The sequence below is a fragment of the Bacillus sp. 522_BSPC genome, assembly GCF_001076885.1.
Classification (GTDB): Bacteria; Bacillota; Bacilli; order Bacillales; family Cytobacillaceae; genus Niallia; species Niallia hominis.
The window spans coordinates 35,398-53,574 of record NZ_JVDT01000113.1 but is presented as its reverse complement, the minus strand read 5'-3'; the positions used below and the strand labels follow the sequence as shown (position 1 = coordinate 53,574).

The 18,177-nt window shown below is 35.5% G+C and carries 15 protein-coding genes; 1 reads left to right on the top strand and 14 read right to left on the bottom strand.

Annotated elements, in window-relative coordinates; genetic code table 11:
• Position 1 precedes the first annotated feature (1 nt).
• The 12 genes from ADJ83_RS08765 to spo0A form a co-directional block, all read right to left on the bottom strand.
• Entirely contained in the window at positions 2–1,363 is a 1,362-nt protein-coding gene (locus tag ADJ83_RS08765; RefSeq protein WP_048717268.1) for an IS4 family transposase, read from the bottom strand.
• A 238-nt stretch (positions 1,364–1,601) separates the two neighbouring features.
• Positions 1,602–2,387, bottom strand: coding sequence for a transporter substrate-binding domain-containing protein (locus ADJ83_RS08760; protein WP_031535207.1), 786 nt, complete (start codon positions 2,385–2,387; stop codon positions 1,602–1,604).
• A 364-nt stretch (positions 2,388–2,751) separates the two neighbouring features.
• A complete protein-coding gene (locus tag ADJ83_RS08755; protein WP_031535210.1) occupies positions 2,752–3,192 on the bottom strand; it encodes a BrxA/BrxB family bacilliredoxin in 441 nt (146 codons plus the stop codon).
• A 123-nt stretch (positions 3,193–3,315) separates the two neighbouring features.
• A complete protein-coding gene (locus ADJ83_RS08750) occupies positions 3,316–4,566 on the bottom strand; it encodes a dihydrolipoamide acetyltransferase family protein (RefSeq protein WP_031535212.1) in 1,251 nt (416 codons plus the stop codon).
• Positions 4,567–4,591: 25 nt separating this feature from the next.
• On the bottom strand, positions 4,592–5,575 hold the full coding sequence (locus tag ADJ83_RS08745; RefSeq protein WP_031535214.1) for an alpha-ketoacid dehydrogenase subunit beta: 984 nt from the start codon (positions 5,573–5,575) through the stop codon (positions 4,592–4,594).
• 13 nt (positions 5,576–5,588) lie between these two features.
• Positions 5,589–6,581: a thiamine pyrophosphate-dependent dehydrogenase E1 component subunit alpha gene (locus ADJ83_RS08740; protein WP_031535216.1), complete on the bottom strand. Its 993-nt coding sequence runs from the start codon at positions 6,579–6,581 to the stop codon at positions 5,589–5,591.
• 78 nt (positions 6,582–6,659) lie between these two features.
• Positions 6,660–8,084, bottom strand: a complete 1,425-nt coding sequence (gene lpdA / locus ADJ83_RS08735) for a dihydrolipoyl dehydrogenase (protein WP_031535218.1) — start codon at positions 8,082–8,084, stop codon at positions 6,660–6,662.
• Between the two features lie 4 nt (positions 8,085–8,088).
• Complete coding sequence (buk, locus tag ADJ83_RS08730; RefSeq protein ID WP_031535220.1) at positions 8,089–9,180, bottom strand: butyrate kinase; 1,092 nt, start codon at positions 9,178–9,180, stop codon at positions 8,089–8,091.
• Positions 9,181–9,202: 22 nt separating this feature from the next.
• Positions 9,203–10,813: a sigma-54-dependent Fis family transcriptional regulator gene (locus ADJ83_RS08725; protein WP_031535222.1), complete on the bottom strand. Its 1,611-nt coding sequence runs from the start codon at positions 10,811–10,813 to the stop codon at positions 9,203–9,205.
• 275 nt (positions 10,814–11,088) lie between these two features.
• Positions 11,089–11,811, bottom strand: a complete 723-nt coding sequence (locus tag ADJ83_RS08720) for a glycerophosphodiester phosphodiesterase (RefSeq protein WP_031535224.1) — start codon at positions 11,809–11,811, stop codon at positions 11,089–11,091.
• A gap of 100 nt (positions 11,812–11,911) precedes the next feature.
• On the bottom strand, positions 11,912–12,112 hold the full coding sequence (locus tag ADJ83_RS08715; RefSeq protein ID WP_016203255.1) for a cold-shock protein: 201 nt from the start codon (positions 12,110–12,112) through the stop codon (positions 11,912–11,914).
• Between the two features lie 601 nt (positions 12,113–12,713).
• Complete coding sequence (gene spo0A / locus ADJ83_RS08710; protein WP_031535228.1) at positions 12,714–13,499, bottom strand: sporulation transcription factor Spo0A; 786 nt, start codon at positions 13,497–13,499, stop codon at positions 12,714–12,716.
• A 474-nt stretch (positions 13,500–13,973) separates the two neighbouring features.
• Between spo0A and ADJ83_RS08705 the strand changes: the two genes are divergently transcribed.
• Positions 13,974–14,891: a 1,4-dihydroxy-2-naphthoate polyprenyltransferase gene (locus tag ADJ83_RS08705; protein WP_031535230.1), complete on the top strand. Its 918-nt coding sequence runs from the start codon at positions 13,974–13,976 to the stop codon at positions 14,889–14,891.
• Between the two features lie 77 nt (positions 14,892–14,968).
• Here the strand turns inward: ADJ83_RS08705 and spoIVB are convergent, their stop codons facing one another.
• A complete protein-coding gene (gene spoIVB, locus ADJ83_RS08700) occupies positions 14,969–16,261 on the bottom strand; it encodes a SpoIVB peptidase (protein WP_031535232.1) in 1,293 nt (430 codons plus the stop codon).
• Positions 16,262–16,472: 211 nt separating this feature from the next.
• Positions 16,473–18,161 carry a DNA repair protein RecN gene (recN, locus tag ADJ83_RS08695; protein ID WP_031535234.1) on the bottom strand — a complete coding sequence of 563 codons (1,689 nt, stop codon included), beginning with the start codon at positions 18,159–18,161 and terminating at the stop codon, positions 16,473–16,475.
• Between the last annotated feature and the right edge of the window lie 16 nt (positions 18,162–18,177).

The following is an 18,177-nucleotide window of genomic DNA, read 5'->3' as shown; positions in this document are numbered from 1 at the left end:
CTCAACTTTCGCAGAGTGATATCGGCAAATAAGCCTTGATATAATTAGGAAGGCCAGCGATCCACTGTTCAAGTTGACTTTGAATTATTTTTTTGATTTTCTTATTCGTTTGTTTAAGTGCATCTTGAAGAAGCTCGATCAATTGCTGTAATGCGACAGCCCAATCAAGTTCATTTACTTCATCGCATAATTCGTAAAACAGACCACCTATTGTGCGTTGATCGGTATTACAGCGATTCTGCCACGACAGAACGATAAAACGAGAAAACACAATCGTTGTATGGCAAATAAGCGCGTCATATGAACGGCTTTGGAATTCTTTTTCAAGTTTCAAAAGAGATTTGGCCGCCTTAAAGAATACCTCGATATCCCAGCGCATTCCATAGATTCGGACGATCTCCTGTTCTGAAAGAGTGCAGTCTGTGCTGAGGATGGCAAGCCAGTCGCTTTTCTTATTTCTGTTTTGAATGAATACCACTTTAATTGGTGTTCCATTAGCCATGATCGTATGGATGGAACGAAGAATTCCTTTCTTGGATTGAATGGGTCCAGCTAGGCGGTATAGTTGCTTTAAAGAAACCATCTCCCCGTTTACGTTATAACGTTGTTTTGTTTCTTTGACCATACCAATTACGTCTAATCCTTGATCCACAATAGACTTTACAAGTGGTGGCAATGTAAACCAAGAATCCATAAGGACATAACTTGCATCTATCCCATTGGCTAATGCACGTTTAATCATGTCAGGAACTTGTTCAGGCTCAGTTTGTAATGCATTTTCTCGACGCTTGTATCCACAAGTACGTTTATCAATTTTTTCAGAGATACCATTGATTTGAGACTTTTTTGAACTGACTAAAGAAAAGTCAATTGGCATAAATGTATAGCCATCTGACCAGCCCAAAGTGAGCATACGAAACCCCTTAAAGAAACGCATTTTCAGGGAAGCATGATCAAAACAACGAGCGAGAAGCTCTACCTTTTTACTACGATTTCGGTCATACGCAGAATCATCGATAATCAGTACTTTTGGACGCTCTTTATTCGTAAGGCGAGTCACCTTTTGAATAGTAAAAATGCTCAACAGTAGTAAGAAACGGCGCCAATTAAAAGTTGATTGGTTTAAAAAGCGATAGACGGCATCTTTGGCTGGAAACTGATCGGCTTTCTTTGAATCAAGAAGTGAAAACCAATTTTTGTGCTGGAAAATCAAACAGAAAACAAGCTGAAATAAGTAGGAACAGCTGAAACCGAAGGATTTTTTAATTCCTGCTTGGCGCAGGTGTTTATTCATTTCAAGCTCAGAAAAAACCGAATTAAGTTCTTTTGGTAGTTGATTGTTTTGGCTATTTTGGTCTATCATATAGGGAGCACCTCTTCTGTATGGTAGTGTTTTCTCTACAATTACACTATACCAAAGAATGAGGTGTTATTTCATTTTATTAAACACTGTCAAGCAACATATTTAATAGACCATAGACGCAATACAACTAACGATTTGCACTTATTTTTTTGGTGCGAAAGTTGAGCTATTTAGCTTAAAAACAAGAAAACGTTTAGGGCAAACTTGCCCTAAACTGTCCCCGACTTTCACTTCTCAATTAGTTATCAAACCATTTAACAATTAACTCATCAATTTCTCCGCTATCTTGCATTTTCTTTAATTCATCATTGAACTTACTTGTTAATTCACTGCCCTTTGGAAATGCAATCGCAGAACCTGCATCCTGATTAGCTTCTTTTGCAGGGAAGGATGTTAATGTATCCTCTTTATTTAAATAGCCAGTAGCAACAACATCTTCGATAATTGCAGCATCAAATCTTCCAGCTTTAATCTCTTGAATTAGTTGCGGGATTCGGTCACGATTTTCGACAGTAATCTTTACTGTTTCAGCAATTTCATTTGCTGCATCCTCTTGAATGGAACCTAATTGTACCCCAACTTTTTTTCCTTCAAGGTCTTGCACTGTTTTAATATTGCTATCTTTTGTCGTTATAACTAAATCTTTTGATGTGTAATATACATCACTAAAATCAACGTTTTCAGCTCTTTCTGGTGTTGGAGACATACCCGATAGTACTAAATCTACTTTTCCAGATTGCAAAGCAGAAATTAATCCGCTAAAGTCCATATCTTTAACTTGGATTTCATACCCAAGTTTTTCGCCTAATGCATTAGCTAAATCAATATCAAAACCGATAATGTCATCACTTTTTGCTGTATCAATATATTCAAATGGCGCATAGTCAGCTGAAGTTCCCATGACAAGTACCTTTTTATCAGAAGATCCACTATCACTATTTGAACTGTTTTCATCAGTAGAGGTTCCACAAGCGCTTAAAACAACTACGATTGATAACAGCATTAATGTTAATAATTTTTTCATTATTTATTATCCCCCTATACTTTCTAATGCTTCTATTCTCTATTAATATTGCTTATTTGTTGCAAATTATAAGATAATCTTTCATTTATATTCATGCAACAATATGAATTTTAACACATACTTATAAATATTCAATACAATTTATACAAATTCAATAAATGAAATACTATTCTGAAAAAATTTAATTTTTAAATAAATATAGTTATATTTTTTGAAAATTCTTTTTTCTCACAAAACGAAACCATGGACATAATCGCTCTTTATGTTGATTAGCTACTTAATATGTAGTTTTTTCTCTTACATGCCCGAATTTTTGCATCAAAAAAAGCTCAGATACCTGAGCTTTTGAGCAAATATACAATTCTTATTTAACTTCTTCACAGTATTCTTCAAATGCAGTTTGTAGTTTTTCTACTACTTGCATAGGATCATGACCTTCGATTTCATGGCGCTCCACCATCTTCACAAGTTCGCCGTCTTTCATTAATGCAAAAGAAGGAGAGGATGGAGGAAAACCAGTAAAATAGGAACGAGCTTGTTCTGTTGCTTCTTTATCCTGTCCTGCAAATACAGTTACTAATTGATCTGGTCTTTTTTTATAATGTAACGAGTAGCTTGCAGCTGGTCTAGCAATTCCACCAGCACATCCACATACAGAGTTCACCATCACAAGAGTCGTACCTTTTTGGGATAATGCTTCATCTACTGCTTCTTTTGTCGTTAATTCTTGATACCCAGCTTCTACTATTTCTTGTCGTGCTTGACGGACAACATCATTCATGAATAAGTTAAAGTCAATATTCATCGTTTCGCTCCCTTATATGAAATATTTTTCTTCCTACATTATTATAAAAAAAGTACTTATTTTCAATATATATGTTTGTATTAGCTGTATTCACCATTTTACGGAACTGATTTTTCCCATTTCTTAATAGATCGGTGTTGTTTCCTCTGATGTTGTTTCTAGTATTTCTTTAATTCTTTGTAAAAACCTTCCACAAACAAGTCCATCTAATACTCGATGGTCTAATGACATGCATAAATTCACCATATCTGAGATAGCGATCATATTCTCTTTAATTACAGGTCTTTTCACAATGGATTCCACTTGAAGGATTGCGGCTTGTGGATGATTGATAATTCCCATTGACTGAATAGATCCAAATGACCCCGTGTTATTGACAGTAAATGTGCCATCTTGCATTTCATCAATAGTAAGCTTACCCGTTCTCGCTTTGTTGGCAAGTTCTGTAATCTCTCTTGCAATTCCTTTAATTGATTTTTCGTCAGCGTTTTTTATAACAGGAACAAATAACGCACCTTCTGTTGCTACAGCTATGGAGATATTAATATCTTTTTTCTGAATGATTTTGTCTCCAGCCCAAGTAGAATTAATTTCTGGGAATTCTTTTAATGCACGGGCAACTGCTTTCACAAAAAAGGCAAAGAATGTTAAGTTATAGCCTTCTTCTTTCTTAAAGGAATCTTTTACTTTATTTCTATATTGGACAAGCTTTGTTACATCGACTTCTATCATTGTCCAAGCATGAGGAATTTCATGCTTACTTTTTACCATATTACTTGCAATTGCTTTCCTAACTCCAGTAATCGGCAACTCCTTGTCTCCCGCTTTTGTTTGAATACTACTATGTACAACCGCTTCTTTAGGGGGAGTTACTGCAACATTTACAGGTGCTTTTTCTTCTTCTTTTACCTGTGGAACGCCGTCGCTTATCGCTTTTTGAACATCTTTTCTTGTAATTCTTCCACCTGCGCCTGTTCCCTTTAATAGCGCTAAATCAATTCCAGCTTCCTGAGATAAACGTAATACAGCTGGTGAATATCTAGTTTTTTGACTCGTGTCAGCTTGAATAGATATATCCGCTTCTTTTTTTACTGTCTTCTCTTCCTGAGACTGTTCTTCCTGTGATTTATCCCCTTCTACTTCAATGGTACATATTACTTCGCCTACATCAAGGGTTTGCCCTTCTTCAGCAATTAATTCTTTAATCTTTCCAGAAAAAGAAGAAGGAATTTCTGCATTTACTTTATCTGTCATAACTTCAGCAAGAGGATCATATTTGTTAACGACATCCCCTACAGCTATAAGCCAATTGCTTATCGTACCTTCTGTAACACTTTCTCCTAGTTTAGGCATGGTAATTTTCTCGATTGGCATCTGTTTTCACTCCTTCTTATGCGACTTAAAATTCTGCTAGCTTTCTCATTTCTGTTTCTACTTTTTCTGGCGTAATTAAAAAGAATTTTTCCATCGTTGGGGCATATGGCATCGCTGGAACATCTTCTCCCGCTAATCGCATAATTGGTGCATCTAAATCAAACAAACAGTTTTCGGCAATAATAGCTGCAACTTCACTAATCACACTGCCCTCTTTGTTGTCTTCTGTTATTAAAAGGACTTTTCCTGTTTTCGAGGCAGCTTCCATAATTGCTTCCTTATCTAGTGGATAAACGGTTCGTAAATCTAAAACATGGGCAGAAATCCCGTCCTCTGCCAATTTTTCAGCAGCCTGTAGGGCAAAATGAACACATAAACCATACGTGATTACAGTTATATCTTCCCCTTCTCGTTTTATATCTGCCTTACCAATCGGCAGCACATAATCTTCAGCGGGAACAAACCCTTTTATTAGTCTGTAAGCACGTTTGTGTTCAAAGAATAACACAGGATCTGGATCTTGAATGGCCGCCTTTAATAAACCTTTAACATCATATGGAGTAGATGGCATGACGATTTTCAAACCAGGAGTATTAGCAAACATCGCTTCTACCGATTGAGAATGATAAAGTGCTCCATGAATGCCACCTCCATAAGGAGCACGAATGACAATAGGACAAGTCCAGTCATTATTGGAACGATATCTAACTTTTGCTGCTTCTGAGACAATTTGGTTGACAGCAGGCATAATAAAATCAGCGAATTGCATCTCTGCGATAGGCTTTAAGCCGTACATTGCTGCTCCAATCCCTACCCCTGCGATAGCTGATTCAGCTAAAGGAGCATCAATTACTCTTTCTGCGCCAAATTGTTCGTAAAGACCTGTTGTAGCTTTAAAAACTCCCCCTTTTACCCCTACATCTTCGCCAAGGATAAATACTTTGTCATCTTTCTCCATTTCTTCTCGAATGGCTTGAGTTACTGCATCTATATAGGATATTACTGGCATCTACATTTCCCCCTTATTCACCATACACAAATTTAAGTGTATCTTCTGGTTGTGCATATGGCGCCTTTTCAGCATAATCCGTTGCTTCATTTATTTCTTCCGTGATCTTTTTATTTAAGCTTTGATCTAATTCTTCTGTTAATATTCCAGTCGACATTAAATAAGCTCTAAATGTAAATAGTGGATCTTTTCCTTTTGCTTCTGTTACTTCTTCTTTTGCACGATAGCTACTATCATCATCATCAGAAGAATGTGGGGTTAAACGGTACGAAACAGTTTCAATAAGAGTTGGCCCTTCTCCTCTTCTTGCGCGATCCACCGCCTCTTTTGTGACACGATATACTTCAATTGGATCATTTCCATCCACTGTGTATCCTGGCATTCCATAGCCAATTGCTCGATCGGAAACATTTGCACACCCTAATTGCTTTTCGATTGGGACAGAAATAGCATATTTATTATTTTCGCATAGAAAAATAACAGGTAGTTTATGCACACCAGCAAAGTTTGCTCCTTCATGGAAGTCTCCTTGATTCGAAGATCCTTCACCAAAGCTGACAAAGGTAACAATATCTTTCTTCTCTATTTTACCGGCTAATGCAATGCCAACTGCATGTGGTACTTGCGTAGTGACCGGGGAAGAACCTGTGACAATACGATTTTTCTTTTGACCGAAGTGTCCTGGCATTTGTCTTCCTCCTGAGTTTGGATCTTCTGCTTTTGCAAAGCCTGATAGCATAATATCCCTCGTTGTCATCCCAAAAGTTAGCACAACCCCTAAATCACGATAATATGGCAGCATATAATCTTTATCACGGTCAAAAGCAAAAGCTGCTCCTACTTGTGCCGCTTCTTGGCCTTGACAAGAAATAACAAATGGAATTTTTCCTGCTCGATTTAATAACCACATTCTTTCATCAATTCTTCTAGCTAAAAGCATCTGCTCATACATAGCCAATACTTGGTCGTCTGTTAAACCAGCTTCTAAATGGCGATTATGGACCATAGTCATTTTATTACCTCCTAATGGAATCAATTTTTGCCTTTATTATTTTCTTTCCCTTTACTTGTTTAGCTTTTTTATTTAGCCATGAATTGCTTTACCTTCTACTGCAAGCGCTGCCTCTCCAATTGCTTCTGACAGTGTCGGATGTGGATGAATCGTATTTCCAATTTCCCAAGCTGTTGCATCGAGCACTTTTGCAAGAGCTCCTTCTGAGATCAAGTCAGTAGCATGTGTACCGATAATGTGAACTCCTAATAAATCTTCTGAATTTTTATCTGAGATTATTTTTACAAATCCATCTTGCTCCCCGTAGATAAGTGCTTTTCCAATTGCTTTAAAGGAGAATTTGCCTTTTTTAATCGAATATCCAAGCGCAATTGCCTCTTCTTCTGTATAACCTACACTAGCTATTTCTGGACTAGTATAGATGCATTTAGAAACTGTTTTATAGTCTAGAGGATGTGGCTTTTGCCCGGCAATATGTTCAACGGCAATTATTCCTTCATGTGAGGCTACATGTGCCAGTTGCAATCCTCCAATACAATCGCCAATTGCGTAAATATGCGATTCCTTTGTTTGATAGTATTTATTTGTTTCAATTACGTTATTAGAAACTGCAATTTCTGTATTTTCCAGACCAATTCCTTCTACATTTCCAATACGTCCAACAGATACAAGCAGTTTTTCTCCTTCAAACGTCTGTATATCGCCATTTTTTTCTGCTTGGATAGTTACATTAGATGGATTCTTCTGGACGGTGTCTGCTAAAACCTTGGCACCTGTAACTATCTTGATCCCTTTTTTCTTTAGGATTCTCTGTAATTCTTTACTTATTTCCTTATCTTCTGTTGGCACCAATCGATCACTATATTCTAAAATAGTTACTTTCACATCAAAATCTGAAAGCATAGAAGCCCATTCAACTCCTATTACTCCTCCGCCCACAATAATAATGGATTTAGGAAGATCTTCCATTTGTAATGCTTCCTCCGAACTAATGACAGTCGAACCATCAATCTCTAATCCCGGTAAGGTTTTCGGTCTAGATCCTGTTGCAATGATTACATTTTTCGGAAGCAACATTTCATTTTCTTCTCCATTATTCATTTCAACTGAGATCGTTCCCGGCATCGGTGAAAAAATAGATGGTCCCATTATTCTGCCGTTTCCTTCATAAACATCAATTTTCCCTTTTTTCATTAAATATTGCACACCACTATGCAACTGGCTTATGATGGTTGATTTTCTTTCTTGCACTCGATTAAAGTCCAATCGGATATCTGATGTAATAATCCCAAATTCATCACTTTTTTTCGTTGTCGCATAAACTTCCGCACTTCTTAATAGTGCTTTACTTGGAATGCAACCATTATGTAAACATGTTCCACCTAATTTACCTTTTTCTACCACTGCTGTTTTTAAACCTAATTGGGAGGCACGAATTGCTGCTACATAGCCGCCTGTTCCACCACCTAGAATGACAAGATCATACTCTTTTGCCATTTTTTCACACCCCTTTACTTTCATACTCTTTTACTAATTCTTCCTTGCGTAATACTCGGAGTACTCCCTGTGCCAATGACTGTCGCTCATTTTCGCCTGGATATACCATTATATCTGCAATCCAATTAACACGTTCCATAATTAATTTTACAAATAAATTACTGTATGCAAGCTCACCTGTTAAGATAATGGCGTCTACTTCCCCTAATAGCACTGTACTTACACTGCCGATTTCCTTAGCGACTTGGTATGCTAGCGCTTCAATAATGTGATAACTTGGATTATCACCCTTTTTTAGTTCTTCTTCTATATCTAGTGATCCTCTACTTGGTTTATCGATATAAGCCATTATCCCTGAATGGTATAGTAATTCTTGCTTCATTTCTTCGTAGCTGAATTTTCCTGAATAACATAAATCAACTAAATCACCATGTGGTAGTGTTCCAGAACGTTCGATACTAAAAGGCCCTTCCCCATTCAATCCATTATTAACATCGATTACTCTTCCGTTCGAATGTGCTCCAATTGTAATCCCATCGCCAAGATGTGCAATGATTAATTGAACATCCTCATACTTTTTGCCAAGCTCCATCGCCGCACGTCTTCCTGTTGCTTTATGATTAAGGGCATGGAATATACTTTTTCTTGTAATTTTCGGGTAACCAGAAATCTTAGCGATATCGGCCATTTCATCCACAACAACTGGATCTACTATATAGGAGGGAATCTCGAAATGCTCGCCAATTTCATAAGCGATAAGTGCTCCCAGATTAGAAGGATGTTCTCCTCTTGTTTGTTCAAGCAATTCTTTACGCATAGCAGCATTTACCAAATAGGTTCCGCCATCGATGGGCTTAAGTAAACCGCCTCTTCCACAAACAGCAGCTAATTTCGAAAGGTTGATTCCTTTATTTACTAGATAAGACAAAATTTCATCTGCTCTAAATTTATATTGAGAAGCAACAGAAGGAAATTCCGCTAACTTATCAGAATCATGAGATAAATCGTCTATTATTAGCGGAACCTCGTTTTCATAGAGGGCAATTTCTGTTACTAATGACCTCGGGTTTATTACCAATATGCGAAATTTACTCATTTTAAAAACCTCTTATTAAAAATTAATTTAAATGATACTTATCCAACTTATAATACAAATTGCGGACAGATAACCCTAATGTTTTTGCCGTCAACGTTTTATTCCCGTCTAATTTCTTCAAGGTTTTTTCTATAATAACCTTCTCGTATTTTTCGACTAGCTCAGATAGTGTTTGATTATCTTCATCGATTTCCTCATGGCTATCTATTTTTGATTCTGCACTCGTTTGCGAAAGAATAAGATGCTCCGCTTTAAGCACAGTATCTTCTTCTTTTGCTCTTATTACAGCTAGTTGTAAGATTGCCTTTAATTCGTGGACATTAGTAGAGTAAGAATAAGCTTCTAATGCTTTTTGGGCATCTAATTCAATCTCTTTTATCCACCTTCCGCTTTCTTTATTTAGTTCTAAAAGAAAATGCTTTGCTAATGGATAAATATCCTCCTTACGCTCGCTTAAAGGAGGTAAGTATATATGCGATTTCATTAGCTCGTCATAGAGTTCTTCTAAAAACATTCCTGCCATTAATGCTTTTTCTAGTTTGATAGGAGATGAAACAATAAGGCGAAGGGACGATTGTTTCTCTTCCTTCCCATCCTTTTTCATCATTTCTAGAAGCGAAGTTTGCTCCTCCATCGACAAACAAGTAACATTTTCTAAGTAAACCGTCCCTTTAGCGTTCCCGTTATTTTTACTTAAAAGTTCTATTAATTGTTCTCTGTTTCTCTTTGGATGTATACATTTAAACAAATGAAACTTATTTTCACTCCAATTGTGAATAGTATTAGCAAGCATAAACTTTCCAGTGCCTTCTTCCCCTCTAATAAATAGCACACGTTTGCTTGCTCCTATTAGCTTGGCCTGCTCAAGTGCAAATTTCATAGAAGATGATTGATAAATAAAGTCCTCAAATTGGTAACTTTGCTCTAGCCTGCGTATAATCGTTTTAGTTTGTTGAAGTTCCCTTTTTAACTGAACTATTTCCGTATAACTGTTGATGCTTTGCAGACAGCCTTTTAAGATTCCATCTACGATAATTGGTGTACTTTTTATGATAAGACTGTAAGAGTCCGTATTTATCGAAATTTCCGCATCCCGTCTTGTTCGGAAGACTTCTTCTCTATTCTTGATAATTAAGTTACGTGCTTTTTTCTGATTAAGTACTGAAAGCAACTCTTCATATGACGGATTTTGCATGATGATATGACCAAGATCATCGACTACTGCAAATGCTTCTGCATTTTTTTGCAAAATCAATGTAAGCAATACTCGGATGCTGTTATCATCAAACCATTCTCTTTTTTGATTGGCTTCTTGTAATACCGCCAATGCACCTATAACTTGATTTCCCTCTTTTTTTAGCGGATAACGAGAAATTAAAAGATTATCCTTATCAGATATAGCAAATATTTTCTGTTCTTCTTTTCTTTTAGTATGTAATACTCTCATCATCCCACTAGTAGGAATAATCGATAAAATATGTTGATCTATTTGAAGATGATAGTGTCCCTTTATCATTCTTTCTGCACTTTTGTTGAAATAACAGATGACTCCGCGATTATCCACTAGAATAATCCCTTCCTTCATTTCATCAAATAGGGCATAAGAGGTTGTCTGTATAGTTCGATCAATCATTAGTACACTTCCTATCTGTTCATCCGTGCAATTTATTTCATATCTATACTATACCTATCTCTCTGTTATTATGCAATTTTTTTCCCATTTTCTTTTATTTCTGAAAAAAAGATTTATTTGAATATACTATTGGTTGCAAATTTGTGGAGAAATGAGTTGGTGAAGGAGATAACCTAATAGTCGTTATTTAGGGATTATTTAGGCTATTATCTAAAAAAAAAGGCTCTCCTCCCTCTCTCTAACAAATTGAAGATAGGTTGGAAAACCATCATTCTTTAAGGCAACGTTAATAATTCACGTGCAAGAATCGGCTCATCTGTTATTATTGCTGAGATTCCTTCATTTATTAGTGCTCTCATCGCTTTAGGACTATTCACTGTATATGCTCTAACTTTGATATTTTTTTCTATTGAGGATTGTATTATCTCTTGGTTAATGCGTTTGTAATTAGGATGAAACCCTTTGGCACCTATAGCATTTGCATATATCCAAGGCTGATATATTCCATCTGACAACAAAGGGGCTGTTTCAATTTCAGGTGCAATTCGATAACTATGTACGAGGCTATAATGATTAAACGAGGAAAAGATAATCCGTTTTTCAAAACCATATTTGCGAATAAGCTCAATTGTTTTTTCTTCCATCCCTTTATATGGAATCTTATTATTTTTCATTTCAATATTACAAGTTATCGTATTGTCTTGCATCCAATCGAATAACTCAATTAATGTGGGAATAGCTTCTTTCCCAATATGCTTGAATCGATGTCCTGCATTTAATGATCGTAAACCTTTATAACTTAATTCTTGCACATATCCTAATCCATTTGTTGTTCGATCAACTTTTTCGTCATGAATAATAACAACTTCCCCATCTTTTGTCATTTGAATATCAATTTCTATTCCATCAGCCTTTGCTTTTTCAGCTTCTTCAAAAGCTTTCATGGTATTCTCTGGATATTGGGAAGAATAGCCTCGGTGTGCAAATATTTTCGTCATGAAATCACTTCCTTATGTAGAACTCTTTCGCTACTGCTTTATAAATGATGAAAAAAACAGGCTCTAACATAAGTCAGAGCCTGTATCGGTTTTTGTTAAATTAGTTTTTTACTACGTTAGCAGCTTGAGGTCCGCGTTGACCTTCTTCTATGTCAAAAGAAACTTCTTGACCTTCATCTAATGTTTTGAAACCTTCTGTTTGAATAGCGCTGAAATGTACGAATACATCTTGTCCTTCAGCTGTTTCGATGAAACCAAATCCTTTTTCTGCGTTAAACCATTTTACTTTACCTGTAGCCATTTCTTGTTTCCTCCTATGTGCTTTATGCACAAATGTATTACTATCCTTGCTCGTAGTAAAAAATAAAGAAATATGTAAATCTCAACTATTTTCTAGAGAACAAAAATAAGTCTTCTTTATAGTAACAGGTTAATCAACAGAAAGCAAATCTTCCGATGATAATTTTTCAATTTTTTAAAACAAATTCCTTTTTATGGTTTTTAATTCCTAACAATTTTATCAATTTCACCTTTATAATTTATTCAGTTAGCAATTAGATGAGCAGACAGTTAATATTAATGAGAGGTTTTGTGTGCAGTCTTTTTGAGATTGTCAATATCTCCTGTTCCACTTTTAAATAGGACTAAGATTAGCTTTTGACTCTGCTTATAAGATGCTACAGTCTTGCTTTGACAGGAAAAAATAAATCATCTGCATGAAATTGTAGTTCTGTTAACTTCACTCTGTACATCTTCATCTCCAACAAAAACAAAACCCAACAAATCAAAATGATTTATTGGGTGAGAAGGTAAAAATTTATTGGCTTAAATCCGCAAAAAAAGTTGTTTTTCAAAGAATTGGTTGGATTAGCAATAACCAAAAACCCTTTATTCTAACCCTCTCAAGAAGCCTTATGTTCCAGCCTTAACTTATCTGCCACAATCGCGATAAATTCTGAGTTCGTTGGTTTTGCTTTAGACATGCTGACAGTGTAGCCGAATAAGGATGAGATGGAATCGATATTGCCTCTGCTCCAAGCGACTTCAATCGCATGACGAATTGCACGCTCCACACGGCTTGCAGTTGTATTAAATTTTTTAGCGATATCTGGATAGAGTACTTTTGTAATCGATCCTAATAGTTCTATGTCATTATAGACCATCGAAATGGCTTCCCTTAAATAAAGATAGCCTTTAATATGGGCTGGGACACCAATCTCGTGAATAATACTTGTAATGCTAGCATCTAAATTCTTTGTTTTTGGTTCCTGTTGCGTTTTAAAGGAAGAAGAAGATTTTCGCACAAACCCAGTTGTTTTACCGCTAACTTGGCGAATATGACCTGCCAAATAATCCATATCAAACGGTTTTAAAATAAAGTAAGATGCTCCTAATTCAACAGCCTTTTTCGTGACATCCTCTTGTCCAAAAGCTGTTAGCATAATGACATTAGGCATTTTTTTATTCATTTGGCGCATTCTTTCTAATACAGCTAAGCCATCGAGATGAGGCATAATGATATCGAGAACCATCACATCTGGTTCTAGTTGTTCGATCAATTCCAGACACTCTTGACCATTATGCGCAACACCGATTACTTCCATGTCATCTTGAGTATCTATATACTCTTCCAATAAACCTACTAGTTCGCGATTATCATCAACAATACAAACTTTTATTTTTTTCAACAGTTGTTTCCTCCCTTAGGTCCAAATGTCTCTAATTTTATCTATATTTTTTATTCTAAAGGACATTTTCGACAAAGCAACCCATAATCCTTTGATTTTATAAAAAAAACTTAAAAAATAGGGAAAAACTCATTATTTCTCTCATTTTCTCATGTTTTCGACCGAATTCGATACATTTCATCATTTTGTCGAAAAATCTTTATATCAATATTATACCCCACTTCTTTGCATAGAAAAAGAATACATCTAAATTAACTTCTTTTTACCTAAACACTTCTTTTTCTGGAAGAAAAAATTATGACTTTTTTATGAATATATTCTTGTTGAGTTGTTACTTTAACGGTATTATTAAAGTTGGACAAAAAGCATTAATTTTTTTGGGCCAACTTATCTGTTATTTTCAGATAAAAGCTTAGCACAATGGTAAAAGTACTTGTGCTTTTTAATTTGCTCAATGATAGAAAGGATTTTTATATGGAGAATGCAACGAATGAAGTAAAACCTACTTTTAAAATACTATGGAAGCTAACAAGACCGCATACGTTAACTGCTTCCTTTGTACCTGTTTCCATTGGTACGGTTTTATCTTTCCCACACGCCTCAACAAAATGGGGTTTATTTTTTGCCATGATGTTCGCTTGTTTGATTATTCAAATAGCAACCAATTTATTCAATGAGTACTATGATTATGTAAGAGGCATTGATACTGCTGAGTCAGTAGGAATTGGTGGAGCCATTGTACATCATGGAATGAAACCAAAATTAGTTTTAAATATGGCAATTAGCCTATATGTTATTGCATTACTTTTGGGTATTTATATTTGTTCCCAAACTAGTTGGTGGATTGCTTTAGTCGGCTTACTTGGCATGGCAATTGGTTATTTGTACACTGGAGGGCCACTCCCAATTGCTTATACCCCATTTGGCGAGGTCTTTTCTGGTATTTGTATGGGATGTATCTTTATCCTTATTTCATTTTATATCCAGGCTGGTGAAATCAATCAAGAAAGTATAATGATTTCTGTACCAATCGCAATTCTCATTGGTGCAATTAATTTATCAAATAATATTAGAGATATCGAAGAGGATACTTTAGGTGGAAGAAAAACAATTGCTATCCTAATCGGTTTTAATAAGGCAGTCAATCTGCTTGCGGCATTATTTATTCTATCCTATTTATGGGTTGTTATCTTTGTTGCTTTCGGCATTTTTAGTCCTTGGCTATTAATAGTATTACTAAGCTTTAAGAAGCCGCTTGAAGCAATTAAAGGCTTTAGAGGTGATAAAAGCCAAACACCGATTGCTATGAAAAACACAGGATTGACGAATACAATGTTTGGATTGTTTATTACTGTTGGTTATTTATTTGATTTCATTATGCAAAATATGTAAATTCAAAAAGTATCATGGAAAGGATGAATAAAACTCCTTTTCATGATACTTTTTGTTTTTGTTGTTGCCCGTTTTTTCTATGACGCTTTTTGACCTTTTTCGTATATATCAATTCCTGCTTCATTTAACATCCATTCAATGTGAACTCCATAGCCACTAGTTGGATCATTTACAAAGACGTGGGTAACTGCTCCAATTACTTTTCCATCTTGGATAATTGGACTACCACTCATACCTTGGACAATCCCACCTGTTTTACTTAATAATTCTTTATCTGTTACTTTAATAACTAATCCTTTTGTAGCAGGATATTTTTGTGGTACAGAGCTTACTACTTCGATATCAAAAAGCTTCACCTGATCATTATCTACGACCGTTAGTATTTGTGCTGGTCCTTCTTTTACTTGGTCTGATAATGTAATCGGCATTGGCTCGTCCATGATTCCATTTTTAATGTTTTTATTTAGTTCCCCAAATATTCCAAAAGGACTATTTGTTTTAATGTCCCCGATAACTTCTTTATCTTCTGAAAATCTTGCTAATTTTTCACCTGGATTGCCATTACTGCCTTTTTCAATACTTGTTACAGTAGAACGCAGTACTTCTCCATCATCCACAACTATTGGTTTTTTTGTATCCATATCTGATATCACATGACCTAAAGCCCCATATTTCATGGAATCAGGGTGATAAAAAGTCATTGTTCCTATCCCTGCTGCTGAATCTCTTATATAAAGCCCTAATTTAAATGTGTTGTCCCCTTTTTCTTTAAGCGGCATTAACTTGGTTTTAAATTCTTTCTTCTCTCTTTTAACTGTTAAATCTAATGGTTTATTTTCTTCGCCTGCTTTTTGAACAAATGGTGCAACATCTGCCATTTTTTCGATTTTCTGTCCATTTATTTCAACAATCATATCGCCAACTTTGATCCCAGCTTTTTCGCCAGGCGATTGTTTTGCTTCTTCTGTATTAACTTGGTGATGCCCAACCACCAGTACGCCAACTGTATTTAATTTCACCCCGATGGATTGACCACCAGGAATGACTTTAAAGTCTTTTAGAACATTCACATCCACTTTTTTTATCGGAAAACCCGCTAGCTCAAGCATCATCTCTTCTTTCCCACTTACTTTTCCTTGCAAAGAAAGTTTGCCTTTTTCCTGGCTTAATGCAACAACCGAATCTTCGTCTGCTACATTTGCTGTCACAGGAATCGCCTCACTATTGTTGATTTCCATCGATTGCCCCTCAAACAATGTAATGCTTTTGGGAATATGAAGATATTCTTGAAATGATTGATTACATACTAAAGATATTAATGAAACAAGGAGAATCCCACCAATTATTTTTCTAAGGATATCACTTTTCAATTCTCTTCACTCTCCTCGCTTCTTTTCACCACGACTTCTCCCGGCTACATTTATAACTTTGCCTGTATGAGCCTCATTTATAACTGTTAAAAATTTTAAATACCTACCCATATTGGATAGCTTTGTCAATTTTTTCAACATTAACTGTATTTCACAATTTCTTAAAAAGAATAAAATAAAACCTCTGCACATATACAGAGGTTTTACGTGTCTATACTTTATTCTTAGCTTTTTGCGCTAATTTTAACAGTTCTTTTGCATGTTTTTTTGTTAATTCGGTAATTTCTGCTCCAGAAATCATTCGTCCTATCTCTTTTATCTTATCTTGCTGAACCAATGGGGTAACAGATGTAGAGGTTCTACCGTCTTCTATTTTTTTCGCAATAAATAAATGAGTATCTGCCATTGCAGCTACTTGAGGCAAGTGGGAAATGCATAATACTTGCGAATCGACTGAAACATGATGAATTTTTTCGGCAATCGCTTGAGCTACTCTTCCACTTACACCAGTATCTACTTCATCAAATATTATAGAAGTGACGCCTTGATGCTTAGAGAAAATGCTCTTTAGTGCAAGCATCATTCTCGATAGCTCTCCACCAGAAACGATTTTCGATAATGGCTTAAGAGGTTCACCAGGATTTGTGGAAATATAAAATTCTACCTCATCTATTCCTTTTTTCGTGACATTATTTTCATTAGCATTTATTCTTACTTCAAAAACTGTTTTTTCCATGTATAGCTCTTTTAGTTCTTGATGAATACTATTTGTTAGACGCTCTGCCGCTTTTCTTCTTAAAACATGCAGTTCCTTTGCTTCTACTAATAAATCTTTTTTTAGGGAAGCTAATTCGCGCTCTAATAAATCAATATGTGTCTCTTTATTTTGTATGGTTTCTAGTTCTTCTTCAATTTTAGCAGCATATTCTAAAATCTCCGATACCGTTTTGCCATATTTCCGCTTTAATGTATTAATTTCATTTAACCTTGCTTCAATTTCATTTAATCTTTCTGGGTCATATTCTAAATAATCTAAAGCACCCCGCATCTGTCTTGCAATATCTTCTAAAATATAATAACTATTGGAAACAGATTCAGCCATATCTTTATATTCAGTATCTAAGCTTGCAGCTTCCTCCATATTTCCCATTACTTCCCCAAGCCAATCCAAGCCCTTTTGTTCCCCTCTAAGAGCTGTATAGCCTGTTTGAATGCTATCATATATTTTTTCAAAATTACTTAACTTCTTTTTTTCTTCCAACAATTCTTCATCTTCATTTAATTTCAAATGAGCACTTTCAATTTCATTAAACTGAAATTGCAGTAAATCAAGCCTTTGTGCCATTTGCTGCTCATTTTCTGTTAAGTTCATTAATTTTTTTTGCGTTTGTGTATAAGAACGATAAATTTCTTCATATTCTTCCAAAACAGGAGCCAATTCTCCCATTGCAAAAGTATCCAATAATTGTAAATGTTTCGTTTCGTCCATTAATTCCTGATGTTCATGCTGTCCATGTATATCAATCAGTGTGGACCCTATTTCTCGTAAAACAGAAATCGTAATTAGTTTTCCATTTATTCGACAAACACTTTTACCAGATAGCGCAATATCTCTTCTTAATACAATTGTACCTTCATCTATATCTATTCCAAATTCATTCATTTTTCGAAAACATGGATGACCATCTTCTATATAAAATAATCCTTCAATTTCTGCCTTCTCTTCTCCATGTCGAACAAATTCGGCAGAACCACGGCCACCAACTAACAAATTAATTGCATCAATGATAATGGATTTCCCTGCACCTGTCTCACCAGTTAGTACAGTAAGTCCTTTATTATAGGAAATGGATAGACTATCTATGATTGCAAAATTTTTAATCGATAATTCACTTAGCAATTAATGTCCCCCCAAA